This window comes from Humitalea sp. 24SJ18S-53, assembly GCF_050632385.1.
GTDB lineage: Bacteria > Pseudomonadota > Alphaproteobacteria > Acetobacterales > Acetobacteraceae > Humitalea.
Genome location: NZ_CP192599.1, coordinates 3,653,533 through 3,669,044 on the forward strand (window position 1 = coordinate 3,653,533; position 15,512 = coordinate 3,669,044).

Annotated in this window: 18 protein-coding genes; 10 read left to right on the forward strand and 8 right to left on the reverse strand. The window is 68.5% G+C overall.

The window, feature by feature from the left end; all coding sequences use genetic code 11:
• The first annotated feature begins 2 nt into the window (after positions 1-2).
• From ACQW02_RS17445 to ACQW02_RS17455, 3 genes are read left to right on the forward strand one after another with little or no spacing between them, the layout of a single operon-like run.
• Positions 3-689: an amino acid ABC transporter permease gene (locus tag ACQW02_RS17445; RefSeq protein ID WP_431281180.1), complete on the forward strand. Its 687-nt coding sequence runs from the start codon at positions 3-5 to the stop codon at positions 687-689.
• Positions 686-1,366, forward strand: coding sequence for an amino acid ABC transporter permease (locus ACQW02_RS17450; protein WP_431281181.1), 681 nt, complete (start codon positions 686-688; stop codon positions 1,364-1,366). The genes ACQW02_RS17445 and ACQW02_RS17450 overlap by 4 nt, the downstream gene beginning before the upstream one ends.
• A gap of 46 nt (positions 1,367-1,412) precedes the next feature.
• Positions 1,413-2,621: a sensor histidine kinase gene (locus tag ACQW02_RS17455; RefSeq protein WP_431281182.1), complete on the forward strand. Its 1,209-nt coding sequence runs from the start codon at positions 1,413-1,415 to the stop codon at positions 2,619-2,621.
• Positions 2,622-2,624: 3 nt separating this feature from the next.
• Here ACQW02_RS17455 and ACQW02_RS17460 read toward each other — a convergent pair whose 3' ends face one another.
• Entirely contained in the window at positions 2,625-3,038 is a 414-nt protein-coding gene (locus ACQW02_RS17460; protein ID WP_431281183.1) for a rhodanese-like domain-containing protein, read from the reverse strand.
• A gap of 182 nt (positions 3,039-3,220) precedes the next feature.
• Between ACQW02_RS17460 and ACQW02_RS17465 the strand changes: the two genes are divergently transcribed.
• The 5 genes from ACQW02_RS17465 to ACQW02_RS17485 all read left to right on the forward strand — a co-directional run bounded on the left by ACQW02_RS17465 (position 3,221) and on the right by ACQW02_RS17485 (position 8,392).
• A complete protein-coding gene (locus tag ACQW02_RS17465) occupies positions 3,221-3,856 on the forward strand; it encodes a TetR/AcrR family transcriptional regulator (RefSeq protein ID WP_431281184.1) in 636 nt (211 codons plus the stop codon).
• A gap of 179 nt (positions 3,857-4,035) precedes the next feature.
• Positions 4,036-5,226, forward strand: a complete 1,191-nt coding sequence (locus tag ACQW02_RS17470; RefSeq protein WP_431281185.1) for an MFS transporter — start codon at positions 4,036-4,038, stop codon at positions 5,224-5,226.
• A gap of 177 nt (positions 5,227-5,403) precedes the next feature.
• Positions 5,404-6,237: an ABC transporter ATP-binding protein gene (locus tag ACQW02_RS17475; protein WP_431281186.1), complete on the forward strand. Its 834-nt coding sequence runs from the start codon at positions 5,404-5,406 to the stop codon at positions 6,235-6,237.
• Positions 6,227-7,108 (forward strand): ABC transporter permease, encoded by an 882-nt coding sequence (locus tag ACQW02_RS17480; RefSeq protein WP_431281187.1) that lies wholly within the window; start codon positions 6,227-6,229, stop codon positions 7,106-7,108. The genes ACQW02_RS17475 and ACQW02_RS17480 overlap by 11 nt, the downstream gene beginning before the upstream one ends.
• 90 nt (positions 7,109-7,198) lie before the next feature.
• Positions 7,199-8,392, forward strand: a complete 1,194-nt coding sequence (locus tag ACQW02_RS17485) for an MFS transporter (RefSeq protein WP_431281188.1) — start codon at positions 7,199-7,201, stop codon at positions 8,390-8,392.
• 110 nt (positions 8,393-8,502) lie between these two features.
• On the opposite strand, the gene ACQW02_RS17490 is transcribed toward ACQW02_RS17485, so the two are convergent.
• The gene (locus ACQW02_RS17490; RefSeq protein WP_431281189.1) at positions 8,503-9,141 is read right to left on the reverse strand and encodes an MlaC/ttg2D family ABC transporter substrate-binding protein; all 639 of its coding nucleotides are present in this window, start codon (positions 9,139-9,141) and stop codon (positions 8,503-8,505) included.
• 14 nt (positions 9,142-9,155) lie between these two features.
• The gene (locus ACQW02_RS17495) at positions 9,156-9,977 is read right to left on the reverse strand and encodes an MlaA family lipoprotein (protein ID WP_431281190.1); all 822 of its coding nucleotides are present in this window, start codon (positions 9,975-9,977) and stop codon (positions 9,156-9,158) included.
• A 164-nt stretch (positions 9,978-10,141) separates the two neighbouring features.
• On the opposite strand from ACQW02_RS17495, the gene metF reads away from it, so the two are divergent.
• Together metF and ACQW02_RS17505 are read left to right on the forward strand one after the other, a co-directional pair.
• Positions 10,142-11,116, forward strand: a complete 975-nt coding sequence (metF, locus tag ACQW02_RS17500) for a methylenetetrahydrofolate reductase [NAD(P)H] (protein WP_431281191.1) — start codon at positions 10,142-10,144, stop codon at positions 11,114-11,116.
• A gap of 69 nt (positions 11,117-11,185) precedes the next feature.
• Positions 11,186-11,911, forward strand: coding sequence for a hypothetical protein (locus tag ACQW02_RS17505; RefSeq protein ID WP_431281192.1), 726 nt, complete (start codon positions 11,186-11,188; stop codon positions 11,909-11,911).
• Here ACQW02_RS17505 and gloA read toward each other — a convergent pair.
• The 5 genes from gloA to lpxD are packed head-to-tail and all read right to left on the reverse strand — an operon-like array spanning position 11,895 to position 15,509.
• A complete protein-coding gene (gene gloA / locus ACQW02_RS17510) occupies positions 11,895-12,284 on the reverse strand; it encodes a lactoylglutathione lyase (RefSeq protein ID WP_431281193.1) in 390 nt (129 codons plus the stop codon). The two genes, ACQW02_RS17505 and gloA, sit on opposite strands and share 17 nt — an antisense overlap.
• Positions 12,284-13,132 carry an LpxI family protein gene (locus tag ACQW02_RS17515; RefSeq protein ID WP_431281194.1) on the reverse strand — a complete coding sequence of 283 codons (849 nt, stop codon included), beginning with the start codon at positions 13,130-13,132 and terminating at the stop codon, positions 12,284-12,286. The genes gloA and ACQW02_RS17515 overlap by 1 nt, the downstream gene beginning before the upstream one ends.
• Complete coding sequence (gene lpxA, locus ACQW02_RS17520; RefSeq protein WP_431281195.1) at positions 13,132-13,986, reverse strand: acyl-ACP--UDP-N-acetylglucosamine O-acyltransferase; 855 nt, start codon at positions 13,984-13,986, stop codon at positions 13,132-13,134. Before lpxA ends, ACQW02_RS17515 begins: the two co-directional genes overlap by 1 nt.
• A gap of 2 nt (positions 13,987-13,988) precedes the next feature.
• Positions 13,989-14,471: a 3-hydroxyacyl-ACP dehydratase FabZ gene (gene fabZ, locus ACQW02_RS17525; protein ID WP_431281196.1), complete on the reverse strand. Its 483-nt coding sequence runs from the start codon at positions 14,469-14,471 to the stop codon at positions 13,989-13,991.
• Positions 14,472-14,474: 3 nt separating this feature from the next.
• Entirely contained in the window at positions 14,475-15,509 is a 1,035-nt protein-coding gene (gene lpxD, locus ACQW02_RS17530; protein ID WP_431281197.1) for a UDP-3-O-(3-hydroxymyristoyl)glucosamine N-acyltransferase, read from the reverse strand.
• Positions 15,510-15,512: the final 3 nt, after the last annotated feature.

Sequence of the window (15,512 nt, forward strand, 5' to 3'; positions counted from 1 at the left end):
ACATGAATGCCTGGGACGCGTTTGTCTTCTCGTTCTTCAACGCGCGCGTCCTTGCGCAATACTGGCCGAAGATCCTGGAAGGGCTGCTGGTCACGATTGAACTGGCGGTGCTGATCGTGCTGGCGGGGCTGGCCCTGGGGCTGACCCTGGCCATCATCCGCGCCTTCGGGTTGCGGCCGCTGAACTGGCTGATCATCTTTTTCGTCGATCTGTTCCGCGCGCTGCCGTCGCTGGTGATCATCGTGCTGCTGTATTTCGGGCTGCCGGCGGCGGGGCTGTCGTTCAGCGGGTTCGCCGCGACCTGGCTGGCGCTGACCCTGGTCCTGGCGGCGTTTTCCGAGGAAATCTTCTGGGCTGGCATCACCGCCGTGCCGCCTGGCCAGACCGAGGCCGCGCGCGCGCTCGGTCTGCGCTTCCTGCCGGTGCTGTTCCTGGTGGTGCTGCCGCAGGCCTTGCGCATGGTGATCCCGCCGCTGACCAACCGCACCATCGCGATCACCAAGGGCACGGCACTCGGCAGCGTCGTCGCCGTCAGCGAAATCCTGGGCGCGGCGCAATCGGCCGTGTCGTTTTCCTCCAACCCGTCGCCGCTGACCCTGGGCGCGATCGCCTATCTGCTGCTGTTCCTGCCTGTCGTCGCCTTTGGCCGATGGGTGGAACGGCACTATGCGAAGCCCTTCGCACGATGACCTGGGATGATTTCCGGCTGGCCTTCCTGGACTGGTCCATCGTGGTCCAGGCCTGGCCGATCCTGCAGTCGGGCCTGATCCAGACGCTGCTGCTGTCGGCGATGACGGTGCCGCTCGGCATCCTGGGGGGCATGATCTTCGCGGTGCTGTCGCGTTCGCAAAACCCGTGGATCCGCCTGCCGGCCGGGGCCTGGGTGGATGTGTTCCGGGCGCTGCCGCCGCTGGTGCTGCTGATCTTCTTGTATGCCGGGCTGCCTTTCGCCGGGCTGGACCTGGGGCCTTGGGGGGCCGTGGCGCTCGGCTTCTTCCTCAACACCGGCGCCTATTATGCGGAGATCCTGCGGGCCGGCCTTGAAAGCGTGCCGCGCGGCCAGGCCGAGGCAGCGCGTGCGCTCGGGATGCGCCCGCTGCCCATCTTCTTCCTGGTGGTCTTGCCGCAGGCGGTGCGAAACGTCCTGCCCGACCTCGTGTCCAATACGCTGGAGGTGGTGAAGCTCACCTCCATCGCCTCGGTCGTGGCGCTGCCGGAGCTGCTGTTCCAGGCGCGCCAGGCGCAGAGCGTCACCTACAACGCAACGCCGATCGTGGCGGCGGCCGTCGCGTATTTCATCCTGCTCTGGCCCGTTGTACGGCTGCTGTCGCGGCTGGAAAACCAGCGTATCGCGGGGAGGCGCTGAGACCCGTTTCCTGTAAGAACGCATGGACACGACCAAGGAAGAGGGAATGCCCGAGACCGCCCCCAGTCTGACCGCACCGGAACTTGCCATGCGGCTGCAGCAGCAGGAACGGGTCGCAGCCTTCGGTCGTTTCGCCATGCAGGCAGACAGCCTGCAAGCCATCCTGGACGAGGCCAGCAAGGTGGCGGCCGAGGGCCTGGATGCCCGTTTTGGCAAAGTGCTTGAGTACGAACCGGGGGAATCGACTTTTCTGGTCCGCGCGGGCGTCGGCTGGAAGGATGGCGTCGTGGGCCATGCGCGATTTGGCGGGGACCTGGCGAGCCCGGCCGGATACGCCTTTCGCACCGGCCTGCCGGTGATTTCCAACCACCTGGATCGCGAGGAACGCTTCCGCACGCCCGCCCTGTTGGTGGAGCACGATATCCGCAGCGCCATCAACGTCCTGATCCAGGCGGGCAATGGAGAGCGCTTTGGCGTGCTGGAGGGCGACAGCACCGATCGGCACGATTTCAACGCCCATGACGTGACCTTCCTGCAGACCTTGGCCAATACCCTGGCCGTCGCGGTCCAGGCCCAGAAGCGACAGGACGCCCTGGAAGCCCTGCTCGGCGAGAAGGAGGCGCTTTTGCAGCAGAACCAGACCCTGCTGCAGGAGAAGGACCTGTTGATGAAGGAGGTTCATCACCGCGTTAAAAACTCACTGCAATTGGTGCGGAGCATGCTGACGATGCAGGCGTACCGCATGACCAACCCGGAATCGAAGCACCTGATCGAGGAAGCCGCCGCGCGGGTCATGGCGATCGCGGCCATTCACCACCGCCTTTACGATGGCGGTTCCATCACAGGCACCGACATCGCCACCTATCTGCGCGGGCTGTTGGATGACATGGAGGGGCTGCTGCCGAATATCGTCGAGGGCCGCAGCCTTGAACTGAACGTGACCCCCTTCATCCTCGACGCCGACGACATAGCCCCTCTCGGGCTCATCACGGTTGAACTGGTCACCAACGCGCTGAAGCACGGTGCCGGCTCCGTGCGGGTGGCGGTCCACCGGCTTGCCAGCGGCCTGGAGATCGCCGTCTCGGATGACGGGGGCGGTTTTCCGCCCGATTTCGACCCGACATCCTCGGCGGGATTGGGCATGCAGATTGTCGCCGCCCTGGCCAAGGCCGAGGACGGCGATGCCATCACGGTGGATACGTCGGTGGCCTTCGGACGCGTCGTGGTGCGGACGGGTTTCGGCGGCGGGGGCTGACGCCTACCGCTGCCGCCAGGGCAGGCCGCCGGCCTTCCAGCCGGCCGTCGCGCCGCGATGCCCTTGGGCATCCGGCGGCCCCTCGAACCCATCGGCGACATTGGCAGCATTGGGGAATCCCGCCGCCTGCGCCGCCTGGGCTGCGGCCAGCGACCGCGCACCCGACCGGCAGAGGTAGAAGACCTTGGACAGCGGGGTCACGCCCGACCGCCGCAGATGTTCGGCGAAGGCGCCGTTGACCTGCATCGACGGATAGACCTGCCAGGGAATCAGCACTGGTTGCTTGCCGGCCTCCGACAGGTCCGGCACACCGACGAAGGTCCATTCCGCATCGGTCCGGACATCGACCAGCACCGCATCGGGGTCGGATTTCAGCGCCGCCCAGGCCGCGGCGGGGGAGACATCGGGAACGGTCATCGGGCACCGGCCATGGCGAAAATCCTAACAGCGTCTGAACCCAACATGGGGCGTTGGATGGGGCGGTTGCAATGCGTCACAACCATACGCCAGGACATGACGGAGTTCACGATCCAGGGATACTCGCGTGATGCAAATGCCTCTGATATTCTGACGCCTCACGTCATTCGTCACGGTGCCACATGTCCGCGTCACGCCTGCAGGACCCCCGCCCTTCGGCCGACCAGCGCGCCGCCACGACCCGCGCCCGGATCGAGGCGGTGGCCGAGGCGCTGTTCCGCCGCATCGGCTACCAGAAGACCACGGTGGCCGATATCGCGCGCGAATTGTCGATGTCGCCGGCCAATGTCTATCGCTTCTTCCCGTCGAAAAGCGCGATCAACGAGGCCATCGCCGCCCATATGCTGGACGGCGTCATGGCGGGGGCCGAGGCGATCGCATCCGGCCCGGGCCCGGCGGCGGCCCGCCTGCGTGCCCTGCTGCACCATTTGTTTGAAAGCGACCTGCGGCTGTTCATCCAGGAACGCCGCATGCACGACATGGTGGAGGCCGCGATGACCGAACACTGGGCGGTGGTCGAACGCTTCGTCATCGGGATCAAGGCGACCATCGCCCGCATCCTGGCCGATGGCATCGCCGATGGCGCCTTCGCCCCGATCGACACGACGAACGGGGCGGAGATGGTGAAGACCGCGACCATGGTATGGACGCATCCACGCATGCTGTCGGACTGCCTGCGGCAGGGGCGGTCGGAAGCCGAATTGAAGGGTCAGCTCGACGTCATGGTGGATTTCCTGCTCCGCGCGCTCAGGGCCTGAACGCGGGTCAGGCATGTCAACTGACGATTCTTGACGTTCGTCAGTCCGCGATGTTTATCTGGCGGATCGCCACGAGGCCGCCGCCATGCGTCCCGACTTGGTCGCAGTGCCTGCGGCGTCAGGCGCGCTGCTGCCGGCCGCGTGACTCCCAGCCCGGTCACTCACCGTTCGGAACCACCATGACACTCCCCGGCGCCGCGGCGCGCATCCCCGTGCTGGCCGCCGCGAGTTTCGCGACCGCCACGCAATCCTTCGTCTTCGCCGGCATGCTGGGGGAAATGGCGCATGACCTGTCCGTGCCCGTTGCCCAGGCCGGGCAATTGGGCACCGTCTTTGCCTTGGCCTTCGGCCTGTCCGCGCCGCTGGTCGCATCGCTTTTCGCCCGGGTGCCCCGCCGGGCGTTGATCGTTGGGGCGCTGGTCGTGCTGGCCTTGCTGAATCTCCTGATCGTCATGGTGCAGTCTTTTCCTGTTCTGCTGGGGCTGCGCGTGCTCTGCGGCATCGCCGCCGCCGTGGTGGTGCCGGCCGCCAGCGCCACTGCCGCCATGCTGGCACCGCCCGAACACCGCGGCCGGGCGCTGGCCATGGTCATCGCCGGCACCACCGCCGCCTTCCTGTTCGGCATCCCGATGGGGTCGGTGGTCGGCGAGTTCTTTGGCTGGCACGGCGCCTTCGCGCTGGCAGGCGCGCTGGCCCTGGGGGCCGCGCTGCTGATCCGGCTGGTGTTGCCGGATGTGGCGGTCGAAGCCGGGGCGGGCCGTATCGGCATGGAGGCATTGCGCAACCCCGGCGTGGCACCAACCCTGGCGCTGACCTTCCTGGGCTTCGCCGCCGTGTTCTGCTTCGCCGCCTATATCGGCCCGGCGGTGAACCGTGTCTCCGGGCTGACCGGGTCGGGGGTTGCGATCATGCAGATGCTCGTGGGGGTCGCCTCGCTCGCCGGGGTGCCGGTCGGCGGCTGGCTGGCCGACCGGCATGGCATCCGCGCCGCGGTCTTCCTGCCGATGGGGATGTTTGCGATGCAACTGGGCCAGACCGCGCTGCTGGCGGGGGCGGCGGATGGCAGCGCCTGGGCGCCCTACCTGCAGGGGTTCTTCATCCTCGGCACGTCCTTCGCGCTCTTTGCCCTGGCGCCGATCCTGCAGTCGCGCCTGGTCGGGCTTGTGCCGACGGCGCGGACGGTCGTGCTGGCGGGCAATGCCTCGGCCTTGTTCCTCGGCCAGGCGGCCGGTGCCGGAGTCGGCGGCATCGGTATCGCGATTCTTGGGCTGCCCGGGATCGGGGTCATGGGCGCGACCTTGTCGGTCGCGGCGACGGCGGTGGCCTGGCATCTGCGGCGCGTGACGCCTGCCGTGCGGGCCGCCGCATAAGCACCGTTTGCCCAAGCCTTGGGCAGAGACCCGCCCCCACCGTCGCGCGACCCCAAGCCCCCTGTTCCCGGCCCATAAATTGCTGGATCGTCATGCCGTCCCTTCATGCTACCGAAGGTGGACGCGTAACGCCCCGGCAAAGGGGCTTGAGGATATCCGGATGCAGGGGACACCCCGATGACCGCCACGATGGACCACCCCTTTGTCGAGATTTCCGACGTGGCCATGCGCTACGGCGGGATCGAGGGGACCTTGGCGTTGAAGGAATGCTCGATGTCGGTCGCGAAGGGCGAATTCGTCGCCGTCGTCGGCCCGTCGGGCTGCGGCAAATCCACGCTGATGCGCCTGGTCACGGGCCTTTGGCCGATGACCCAGGGCGTCGTGATCGTCGATGGCCAGGAAGTGGACCGCCCGCTGTCCTCGGCCGGCATGGCCTTCCAGGCGCCGACCCTGCTGCCCTGGCGCAACATCATCGACAACGTGATGCTGCCCCTGGAGGTGGTGGAACCGCACCGCCGCCGCCTGCGTTCCGAACGCAGCATGTACACGGCCAAGGCCAAGCGCCTGCTCGCCATGGTCGGGTTGAAGGGGTTCGAGGACAAGTTCCCCTATCAGCTCTCCGGCGGCATGCAGCAGCGCGCCAGCCTGTGCCGCGCGCTGATCCACGATCCGCCGTTGCTGATGCTGGACGAACCCTTCGGCGCGCTCGACATTTTTACGCGCGAAGACCTTTGGCTGGAATTGCAGACCGTCTGCCAGACGCTGAAGCCAACGGTCATCCTGGTCACGCATGACCTGCGTGAAGCCGTGTTCCTGGCCGATCGCGTGCTGGTCATGTCGGCCCGCCCGGGCCGCATCATCGCCGAGCGCATTGTCCCCTTCCCGCGCCCGCGCACGATGGAGGACATCTACAAGCCGGCCTTCCAGACCCTCGTGCATGATCTGCGCGAACATATCGCCGATGCCCGCCGCGAGGGCATGCCCGCGCCGGAGACCGTCGATGCCGCGTGATACCGCCCCCGACCAGGTGCCCGTGAAGATCGCGACCAACCGCGGCCCGTCCCGCGCCGAGGCGATGGCCCTGTCCGCCCGCCGCCGTCGCACGCTGCAGACCTGGCTGCCCTGGATCATCATCGTCGGCACCTTCCTGATCTGGGAAGCCGGGGTGAAGGCCTTTGCCGTGCCGCAGTTCATCCTGCCCGCGCCGACCGACATCGCCGCCAGCATGATCAAGTGGTGGAAGCCGCTGCTGGACAATTCCTGGCAGACCTTGATGACGACCTTGATCGGCTTCGCCTTCGCCATCGTCTTCGGATTGGCCCTGGGTGTCGCGATCGGTTCGTCCAGCCTGTTGTATGCCGGCCTTTATCCGTTGCTGATCGCCTTCAACTCGGTGCCCAAGGTCGCCGTCGTGCCGATCCTGGTGATCTGGTTCGGCATCGGCACGGTGCCGGCGGTGATCACGGCCTTCCTGATCTCCTTCTTCCCGATCGTGGTGAACGTGGCCACCGGGATCGCCACGGTGGAGCCGGAATTGCGCGACGTACTGCGCGCCCTGGGTGCCCGGCCATCGGATATCATCCGCAAGGTCGGGCTGCCGCGGGCGATGCCGTATTTCTTCGCCAGCCTGAAGATCGCGATCACCGTCGCCTTCGTCGGCAGCATCATCGCCGAGACGGTCGCCGCCAACAAAGGCATCGGCCATCTGATGATCCTCGCCTCCTCCCGCTTCGACGTGCCGCTGGTGTTTGCCGGGCTGATCGTGACGGGGATCATGGGGGTGCTGATGTATGCGGCCTCGGTCAGCATCGAGAAGCGGATGACCGGCTGGGCGATGCGTGGGCAGGAAGGCCAGGTCGTCGCGACGTCGATTGGCGGCTGACGCCCCGGGCGGCGGCTGACGCATAGCTTGATGGTTTGATATGCGCGCCGGGCCGGTTGGCCCGGCGCGTTTCGCGTTCCAGGGTGGGTGATGTTCTCCCGCCTCCCGCCTTGGTCACTGGTCGTCTTCGCGGCGGCCTGTTCCGTCTCCCTCGCCCTGGGGGTGCGCCAGACATTCGGGCTGTTCCTGCTGCCGCTGGCGACCGACGCAGGCATCGCGCCGATGGTGCTTGGCCTGTCCGTCGCACTGCACAACCTGACATGGGGGTTGACCCAGCCCTTCTGCGGCGCGTTCGCGGATCGCTATGGAACTGGCAAGGTCGCCCTGGCCGGCGGGTGTTTCTATGCTGCCGGCCTGCTGTTGCCGGCGCTGGCGCCGCATCCGGTGACCTTCCTGCTCGGCATTGGTGTGCTGACCGGAATCGGCGTCAGCGGCGCCGGGTCGGGGACGGCGATGGCAGCGGTCGGACGGGCAGTGCCTTCGGCAAGTCGCGGCAATGCGATGGGCCTCGCCTCGGCGGGCGGGTCCTTCGGCCAGGCGTTGATGGTGCCGATCGCGATGACCGCGATCGCCGGCGTGGGACCGCTCGGCGCCCTGGGCGGGCTGGCGCTGGCCTTCCTGCTGTTGATCCCCGTGTCCCGCATCCTGGAATGGAAGGCACCGCCGGCGCGCGCCAATGCGGGGCTGGCGGCCTTGCCGGCGCTGGCGCGGCGATCGCTGGGCGACCGGGATTTTGCCCTGCTCACCACCGGGTTTTTCGCCTGCGGCTTTCAGTTGGCCTTCCTGGTCACGCATTTGCCGGCGCATCTGGCGCTCTGCGGGCTCCCGGCGGGGTTGGGGGCGACGTCCCTGATGCTTGTGGGGTTGTTCAACATCCCCGGATCCTGGCTCTGCGGCCGGCTGGGGAATTCGGTCCGGCCGGAACTGGCCTTGGGCGGGATCTATCTGCTGCGCACGGTCGCCATCGCGATCTTCGCGTCTTCCGTACCCACGGAATGGGGCACGCTGGTCTTCGCCGCCGTGATGGGCTTCGTATGGCTCGGCACCGTGCCATTGACCTCGGCGGCCATCGCCCGCCGGTTTGGCGTGGCGGACCTCGGCGCGCTCTATGGGCTGTGCTTCCTGTCGCACCAGATCGGCGGATTTCTGGGGGCCGGTGCCGCGTCGATCGTGGTCGACGTGACCGGGTCCTATGCGTCGTTCTGGCCGGTCATGGTCGTGGTCGGGCTGATCGCGACGACAGTGAACTGGATGGCCAGGCCGCCGCGCGTCGTCATCGCCTGACGGGCCTTAGACCGCGATGCGTTCGCATTCGCTCACGCATCGCGGTCTAGCTTGTTGTTTTGTCGCGTGATTCAGCCCTGCGGCGCATTCGCGCCTACGGCCATCACGCTCTAGCCGGCTTCGCGGGCCGCCAGGGCCTGGATCTGGCCGCGCATCGCGTCCAGCAGGCTGGCGACCTTGCCGCCATTGCGGGTGATCACCGACGAATACTCGCTGCGCTGGGTCAGGCGCAGCGACGTGCCCTCGGCGATCACATCCACGATCTTGGGCTGGCCGCCGACATCGCCGATCCGCCAGTCCAGGCCGAAGGCCGCGCTGCCGGGGCGTTCGATCACGGTGCCGACCAGCACGTCATCCTCGGCCCGCGCCTGGGTGCGGCCCAGGGTGAAGCGCACGCCCTGGTATTCGCCGAACCGGGCGGAGAGGTTGCGGATCAGGGTTTCCTCGAACAGCCGGTTGTACTGCTGCTGCTCTTCCGGCGTTGCGACGCGCCACCAGCGGCCCAGGATGAAGCGGCCGACGCCTTCCAGATCGACCGAACGGCGCAGGATGGTCGCCACCTGGTCGCGGCGCTGGGCAACGGGGCCCTGCGCATTGATGGCGGCGACCAGGTCCACGCCGGTCAGCCGGATGAATTCGGCCGCGCGGCCAGGGTCCATCTGTGCCAAGGCCGGGCGCGCGGCAACGACCGCCGCGGCGGCCCATGGCAACGTCAGGGCAAGCCTGCGGCCGAAGATCGGGTGTGTCATCTCGGGCCTCCTACTCAATCCGGGCTGTTTTCGAGCAGAGGCCCCGGCCCTACGCCGAAGCCCGTGCCCACGTCGCGCTGGGTCGCACCGCCCTCATTGGCGATCTCGGCCGCGCGGCGCTGACGATAGGCCGCCCGAAGGCTGGCATATGGGTCGAGCGAACCCTGCTTCAGCGCGTCCAGCGGTTCGAGGAGCGATTCACGCGTGTCCAGGATACCAAGACCCGTGCGGGCATAAAGGGCGGCATTGACCACCTCGTTGCCCGTCAGCCAGGTCAGCGGGTTCAGCGCGAGATCGATACCAGCGCCGAACAGGTCGCGCGGGTTGGACGGGCCGAGCACCGGCAGGAACATGTAGGGTCCCTCGACGGCCCCGCGGACCGCCAGGGTCTGGCCGAAATCCTCCGAATGGGGCGGCAGGCCGAAGCTGGTCGCGACCTCGAAGATGCCGCCGACACCCAGGGTCGAATTCAGCAGGAAGCGGCCGATGGTCGTGCCGAAGCGCTGGCCCTCCCCCTGGAGGGCGTCGTTCAGGGCGATGATCGGGCTGCGCAGGTTGGAAATCACGTTGCGGATGCCGGTCCGGGCCTCGGGCGGCAGGAAGATGCGGTAGGCTTCGGCCGCCGGGCGGATCGCCAGGACGTCCAGCGCCTCGTTCACCTGGTACATTGCGCGGTTCAACGGCTCCATCGGATCGTTGGTTTCGCGGAATTCCGCCAGGGCTTCAGGATCGCTGGCCGGCGGACGCGTCGCGCAGCCCGCCAGGGCGATCAGCCCAGCCAGAAAAAGCGGCAGCAAAAGCGGGCGCAGCAGAGGCTTCAAACGGGTCGGTCGCATCGGTGGCCGGGTCATCCTGGTCGTGGCGCGGCAGCCGATTGCTGCACTGCGGAAGCATCATGGCACAGGCGATGCCGCTGACACGTGTCATAACGCAACAGGCGGCAGCGCGTCACCCCGTGTGGGCCTTCAAGCCTCGGCAAGAACAGCGTATTTGGAGCGTCATGGACACGCCCCCCCTCCGTACCGCCCCGATCGCCAACCATATCTCGGCGGAGGCGCCGAATACATTGGCACGCTGGCTGACCGTGCCCCGCATCGGCGCCCTGCCGGCACCGACCGACCTGCCGCCCCCCGCGCTGTCCTTCGAGTTCTTTCCGCCCAAGAATGACAAGCTGGAAGAACAACTCTGGACCTGCATCCGCCGGCTGGAACCGCTGGGGCCCCGCTTCGTCTCCGTCACCTACGGCGCTGGCGGCACCACCCAGGCGCGCACCCATGCGACGGTCGCGCGGATCGTCACCGAGACCAGCCTGACCCCGGCCGCCCACCTGACCTGCGTCGGTGCGACGCGTGAGGAGGTGGACGAGGTCGCGCGGCAATACTGGGCCGCCGGCGTGCGCCATATCGTGGCCCTGCGCGGCGATCCGCCGGCCGGCGCCGATGGCTATACCCCGCATCCGGGCGGTTACGCCCAGGCGGAGGACCTGGTCGCGGGGCTGCTGCGAATCGCCCCCTTCGACATCAGCGTCGGCGCCTATCCGGAAACCCATCCGACCGCCGTGTCGCCCGAGGCCGACCTCGACAACCTCAAGCGCAAGATCGACGCGGGGGCCAGCCGCGCGATCACGCAATACTTCTTCGATACGGAGGTGTTCCTGCGCTTCCTCGACCGCGCCGCCGCCGCGGGGATCACCGTCCCGATCGTGCCGGGGATCCTGCCTGTGTCGAATTTCACACAGGTGGCAAAGTTTTCCGCCATGTGCGGCGCATCGGTGCCGGGCTGGATGGGGCGGCTGTTCGAGGGGCTGGAGGATGATCCCGCGACTCGCGGCATGATCGCCGCCGTGGTCGCGGCCGAACAGGCGCGGCTGTTGCAGGCCAATGGCGTGGATGAAATCCACTTCTACACGCTGAACCGGCCCGACCTGACCTACGCCATCAGCCACCTGTTGGGGGCGCGGCCCAAGGCGGGCTGATGTCGTCCAGCCGGGGTCGGCACAGGCCCCGAATATCGCCCGGCTGGCAAAGCCTGTAGATTGGGCGGCATGAACGACCCCAGCCGCCCATCCTTCCGCCCCGCCCCGCAGGCCGGCGACCATGTCTGGCACGGCGAGGCCCTCTCTCCCGATGCCTGGATGCTGGCGCTTGGCGCCGAGGCCGCGGCGGAGATCGGCGCCGGCCTGGCCGGTGCCGCGGGGCTGCCCGGCCTGACCCCGCTATTGGGCGACCTGGCGCTGCGGCTGGATCATGGCCGGGGCCTGGCGGTGCTGCGCGGACTGCCGGCCGAAAAGCTGGCGCCCGATGCGGCCACGGCGTCAGCACTCCTGGCGCTGCTCGGCGCCCCCATCGGGCGGCCAATCGCCGAAGCCGGCTCCCTGACCGAAGCCCCGGGTGCGGCCGATGCCTGGCTGCTGCTGGCCAGTGGTGCGGAGGAGATCATGCTCGCCTCGGCCGCCGCCGCGCATAATGCGGTGATGGCGGCGGATCGTGCGGCACTGGTGACGCTGTTCACGGGCGAGCCCCCGGCCTTTTCGGCGCAGGGGGGCAGTTTTGCCGGGCGCCGGGTCTTGAGTGCGGCGCTGGACGCGGCGCTGGCCCAGCCCGGGGCAGCGCTGCGGCTGCACCTGCGGGCCGGGGATGTGCTGGCGATCAACCCGTCGCTGGTCTGGTGGCTGGGGCCGCCGCCCGCGGGGCTGACCGGACTGCCGTTGGCGACCGAGCCTTCGCGGCTCGGCCTGCCGGTCTGGGCCGATCTCAGGCCCGTTGGATAAGTTCGATCTTGTAGCCGTCGGGATCCTCGACGAAGGCGATGATCGTGGTGCCGAATTTTACCGGCCCCGGTTCGCGGGTGATCTTCGCACCGGCCGAGCGCAGTGTTTCACAGGTCGCGTAGACATCGGGGATGCCGATGGCGAGGTGGCCGAACGCGGTTCCCTGCTCATACTGCGTGACCCCGTAGTTGTAGGTGAGTTCGATCACCCCGGCCCCGGTCGCTTCCTCGTCGTAGCCGACGAAGACCAGCGTGTATTTGCCGTCGGGAACGTCGCGCCGGCGCAATTCCTTCATGCCCAGCAGGCGAGTGTAGAAATCGACGCTGCGATCCAGGTCGCCGACCCGGATCATCGTGTGCAGAAAGCTTGGCATCAGACGTCTCCCATCCATTCGGCGGGGCGGATCGCGATCAGGAACAGCCCTGCCTCGTCCGCCAGGCGCCTGGTTTCTTCCGATTCGACCACGATGCAGCCATCGGCCTCGATCGCCACCCCGCGCAGGCCGGCGGCGATAGCGCCCCGGATCGTCGAGGGGCCGATCACCGGCAGGTCGGTGCGCCGATCCTGCCCGGGCTTGAGCAGCTTCACCAGCACGCCGCCGGGGGCTTCGCGTTGCAGGGTTCCCGCGCGGGCGATCATGGCATCGGTGCCTTCGACGGCCTCGACCGCCAGCACCACGCCTTCCTGCACGACGCAGCCCTGGCCGACGTCGGCCGGACCCATCACGTCCAGCACGCGCACGCCACGACGGATGTCGCGCCGGGCGGCCTCATCCGGCGGTGGGCCGGCGAGTTGGCCCGTCGGCACCTGCAGGGTCGTCAGGAATTGTTCGCAGCCCAAGGGCTCAAACCCCTCTTCGCGCAGCACGCGCAGCATGGCGGTCAGCAGGCTGTCGTCGCCGCCAAACGCCTTCATGCCGATACGCGGCAGCAATTTCGCCGCCCCGGCATCCGGGCGCAGCGATAACAGCGATGGGCGGGTGACTCGGCCCACCAGGACCAGTTGCCGCGCACCTTCCGCCCGCAACCAGGCCAGCATGCGGCCGGCGGCACCCAGACGGCACACGATATGGGGGAAAGGCGCGTAGTCGGCGGGATCGGCGAAACCTTCGAGCACCACGACGCGCACGGCCCGGCCCGCGTCCACCGCCGCCTCCACCGTACGGCGGGCCAGCAACCCGCCCCCCAGGATGAAGCCGACCGGTCCCAGTGCGGCGGACATCAAGCGTCCGGCGCGTCGTCGTCTTCGAACGACACCTGGCGGCCGACCTTGACGATCCCGCGCTTGGAGGGCGCGCGGATGAAGGCCAGGATTTCGGCGACGGCGGGATTGTCGGGGTATTGCGCCTCGGCCGCCGCGCGGCGTTCCTCGACGCTGCCATTGCCCAGGAACATCATGCGAAAGGCGCTGCGCAAGGCATGCCGCTGGGCATGGGTCATGCCGCGCCGCTTCAGCCCGATCTGGTTCAGCCCGATCATGCGCGCGCGATTGCCCATGACCGCACCATAGGGGATCACATCCGCCTCGACACCCGAAAGCCCGCCGATCACCGATTGCTGGCCGATGCGGACGAACTGGTGCACCGCGGCCCCGCCGCCGACGAAGACCATGTCGCCGATCTCCACATGACCGGCGAGCAGCACGTTGTTGGCCAGCAGGACGCGATCACCCAGCACGCAGTCATGCGCGATATGCGCGCCGACCATCAGCATGCAATCGGCGCCGACGACCGTGACGCCCGCGCCGCTGACCGAACCGCGATGCACCGTCGCGTGTTCGCGGATCACGGTGCGCGCGCCGATGGTCACGCGGGTCGGCTCACCCTTGTACTTCAGGTCCTGCGGGACGAGGCCGATGGTCGCGAAGGGCATGACCTTCACCCCGGCGGCCAGATGGCTATGGCCCTCGATGATGACATGGGAGACGAGGTCCACCCCCGCCTCAAGCACCGCATCCGGGCCGACCATGCAGAAGGGGCCGATGTGGCAGCCATCGGCGATGCGCGCCCCCGCGGCGACCATCGCCGTCGGGTGGATCACCGGGGGGGAGGCCGTGGCGGCGGCGACAGACGGCATGCTCAGCGATCCCGGATCATGGCGGTGAAGGTCGCCTCGGCCACGATCTGGCCGTCGACGCGGGCCACGCCCTCGAACTTCCAGACGTTGGCGCGGCTGCGCTCCTTTTTCACATGGATCCGCATCTGGTCGCCCGGCACCACCGGGCGGCGGAACTTCGCGCCGTCGATCGACATGAAATAGACCAGCTTGCCCTCGGCCGAGGGGCCGAGCGTCGCGACCACCAGGACCGCCGCGGTCTGGGCCATGCTCTCGACGATCAGCACGCCGGGCAGCACGGGCTGGGACGGGAAGTGGCCGGCAAAGATCTGCTCGTTGATCGTGACGTTCTTGATGCCGACCGCGGATTCACCCGGCACCATCTCAACCATGCGGTCCACCATCAGCATCGGGTAGCGATGCGGGATCGCTGCCATGATGCGCAGGATGTCGTAGGTGCCGGCCACGCCGGTTTCGGTCGGGGCGGTATCAGGCGTCGCGTCCATGCCTCAGATCTTCTTCGTGGGGGGTTGGCCGAGTTTGCGCAGGGCGGCGACGGCGCGCAGCGTCTCGCGCGCGGGCCAGGCCGGGCTTCCGACCCAGTCCTGCCCGTCGGGAATGTCATTCATCACGCCGGCCTGTGCGCCGACGCGGGCCTTGCTGCCGATCGACAGGTGCCCCGCGACGCCGACCTGGCCGGCCAGGGTCACGTAGTCGCCAAGGCGGGCGGAGCCGGCGATGCCGACCTGGGCCACGATCACGCAGCCACGGCCGACCGCGACGTTGTGCGCGACCTGCGCCAGATTATCGATTCGCGTGCCGGCGCCGATGACCGTGTCCTGCTGGCTGCCGCGATCGATGCAGGCATTGGCGCCGACCTCGACCCGGTCGCCCAGGCAGACCCTGCCGAGTTGCGGCATGGTCAGGAAGGCGCCATCGGGCGTCGGCGCGAAGCCGAACCCCTCCTGCCCGACGCGGGCGCCCGGATGCAGCACCACACCATCGCCAGCGAGGGTGTGGCTGGCGGAACTATGGGCATGCAGCCGGCAACCGGCGCCGAAGACGCAGCCGTCGCCAACGACCGCATGCGGGCCGAGGATGCTGCCGGCGCCGATCCGCGCACCCTCCCCCACCACCGCATAGGGGCCGATCTGGCAGCCGGGGCCGATCTCGGCGCTGGCCGCGACGACCGCGGTCGGGTGCACGCCGGCCACCGGCTGGGGGGCCGGATAGAACAGCCCCGCCGCGCGGGCAAAGGCCAGATAGGGGGCGGTCGATGCCAGCACGACGCAGCCTTCGGGCGCGGCGGCCAGCACGTCGGCGGTGCAGATCACCGCCCCGGCGCGGGTTTCGCGCAGGGCCGGCAGGTAGCGCCGGTTCTCCAGGAAGGACACGTCGTCCGGCCCGGCCGATTGTAAGGCCGCCGTGCCCGTGAACAGGCGCGTGCCGTCGACGCCCTCAGGCAGGGTCGCGCCGGCCGCGGCGGCGAGTGCCGACAGGGTCTGCGGGCGGCCTGGCCCGAAAAAGCGCGGATCGGCCGCCACGCT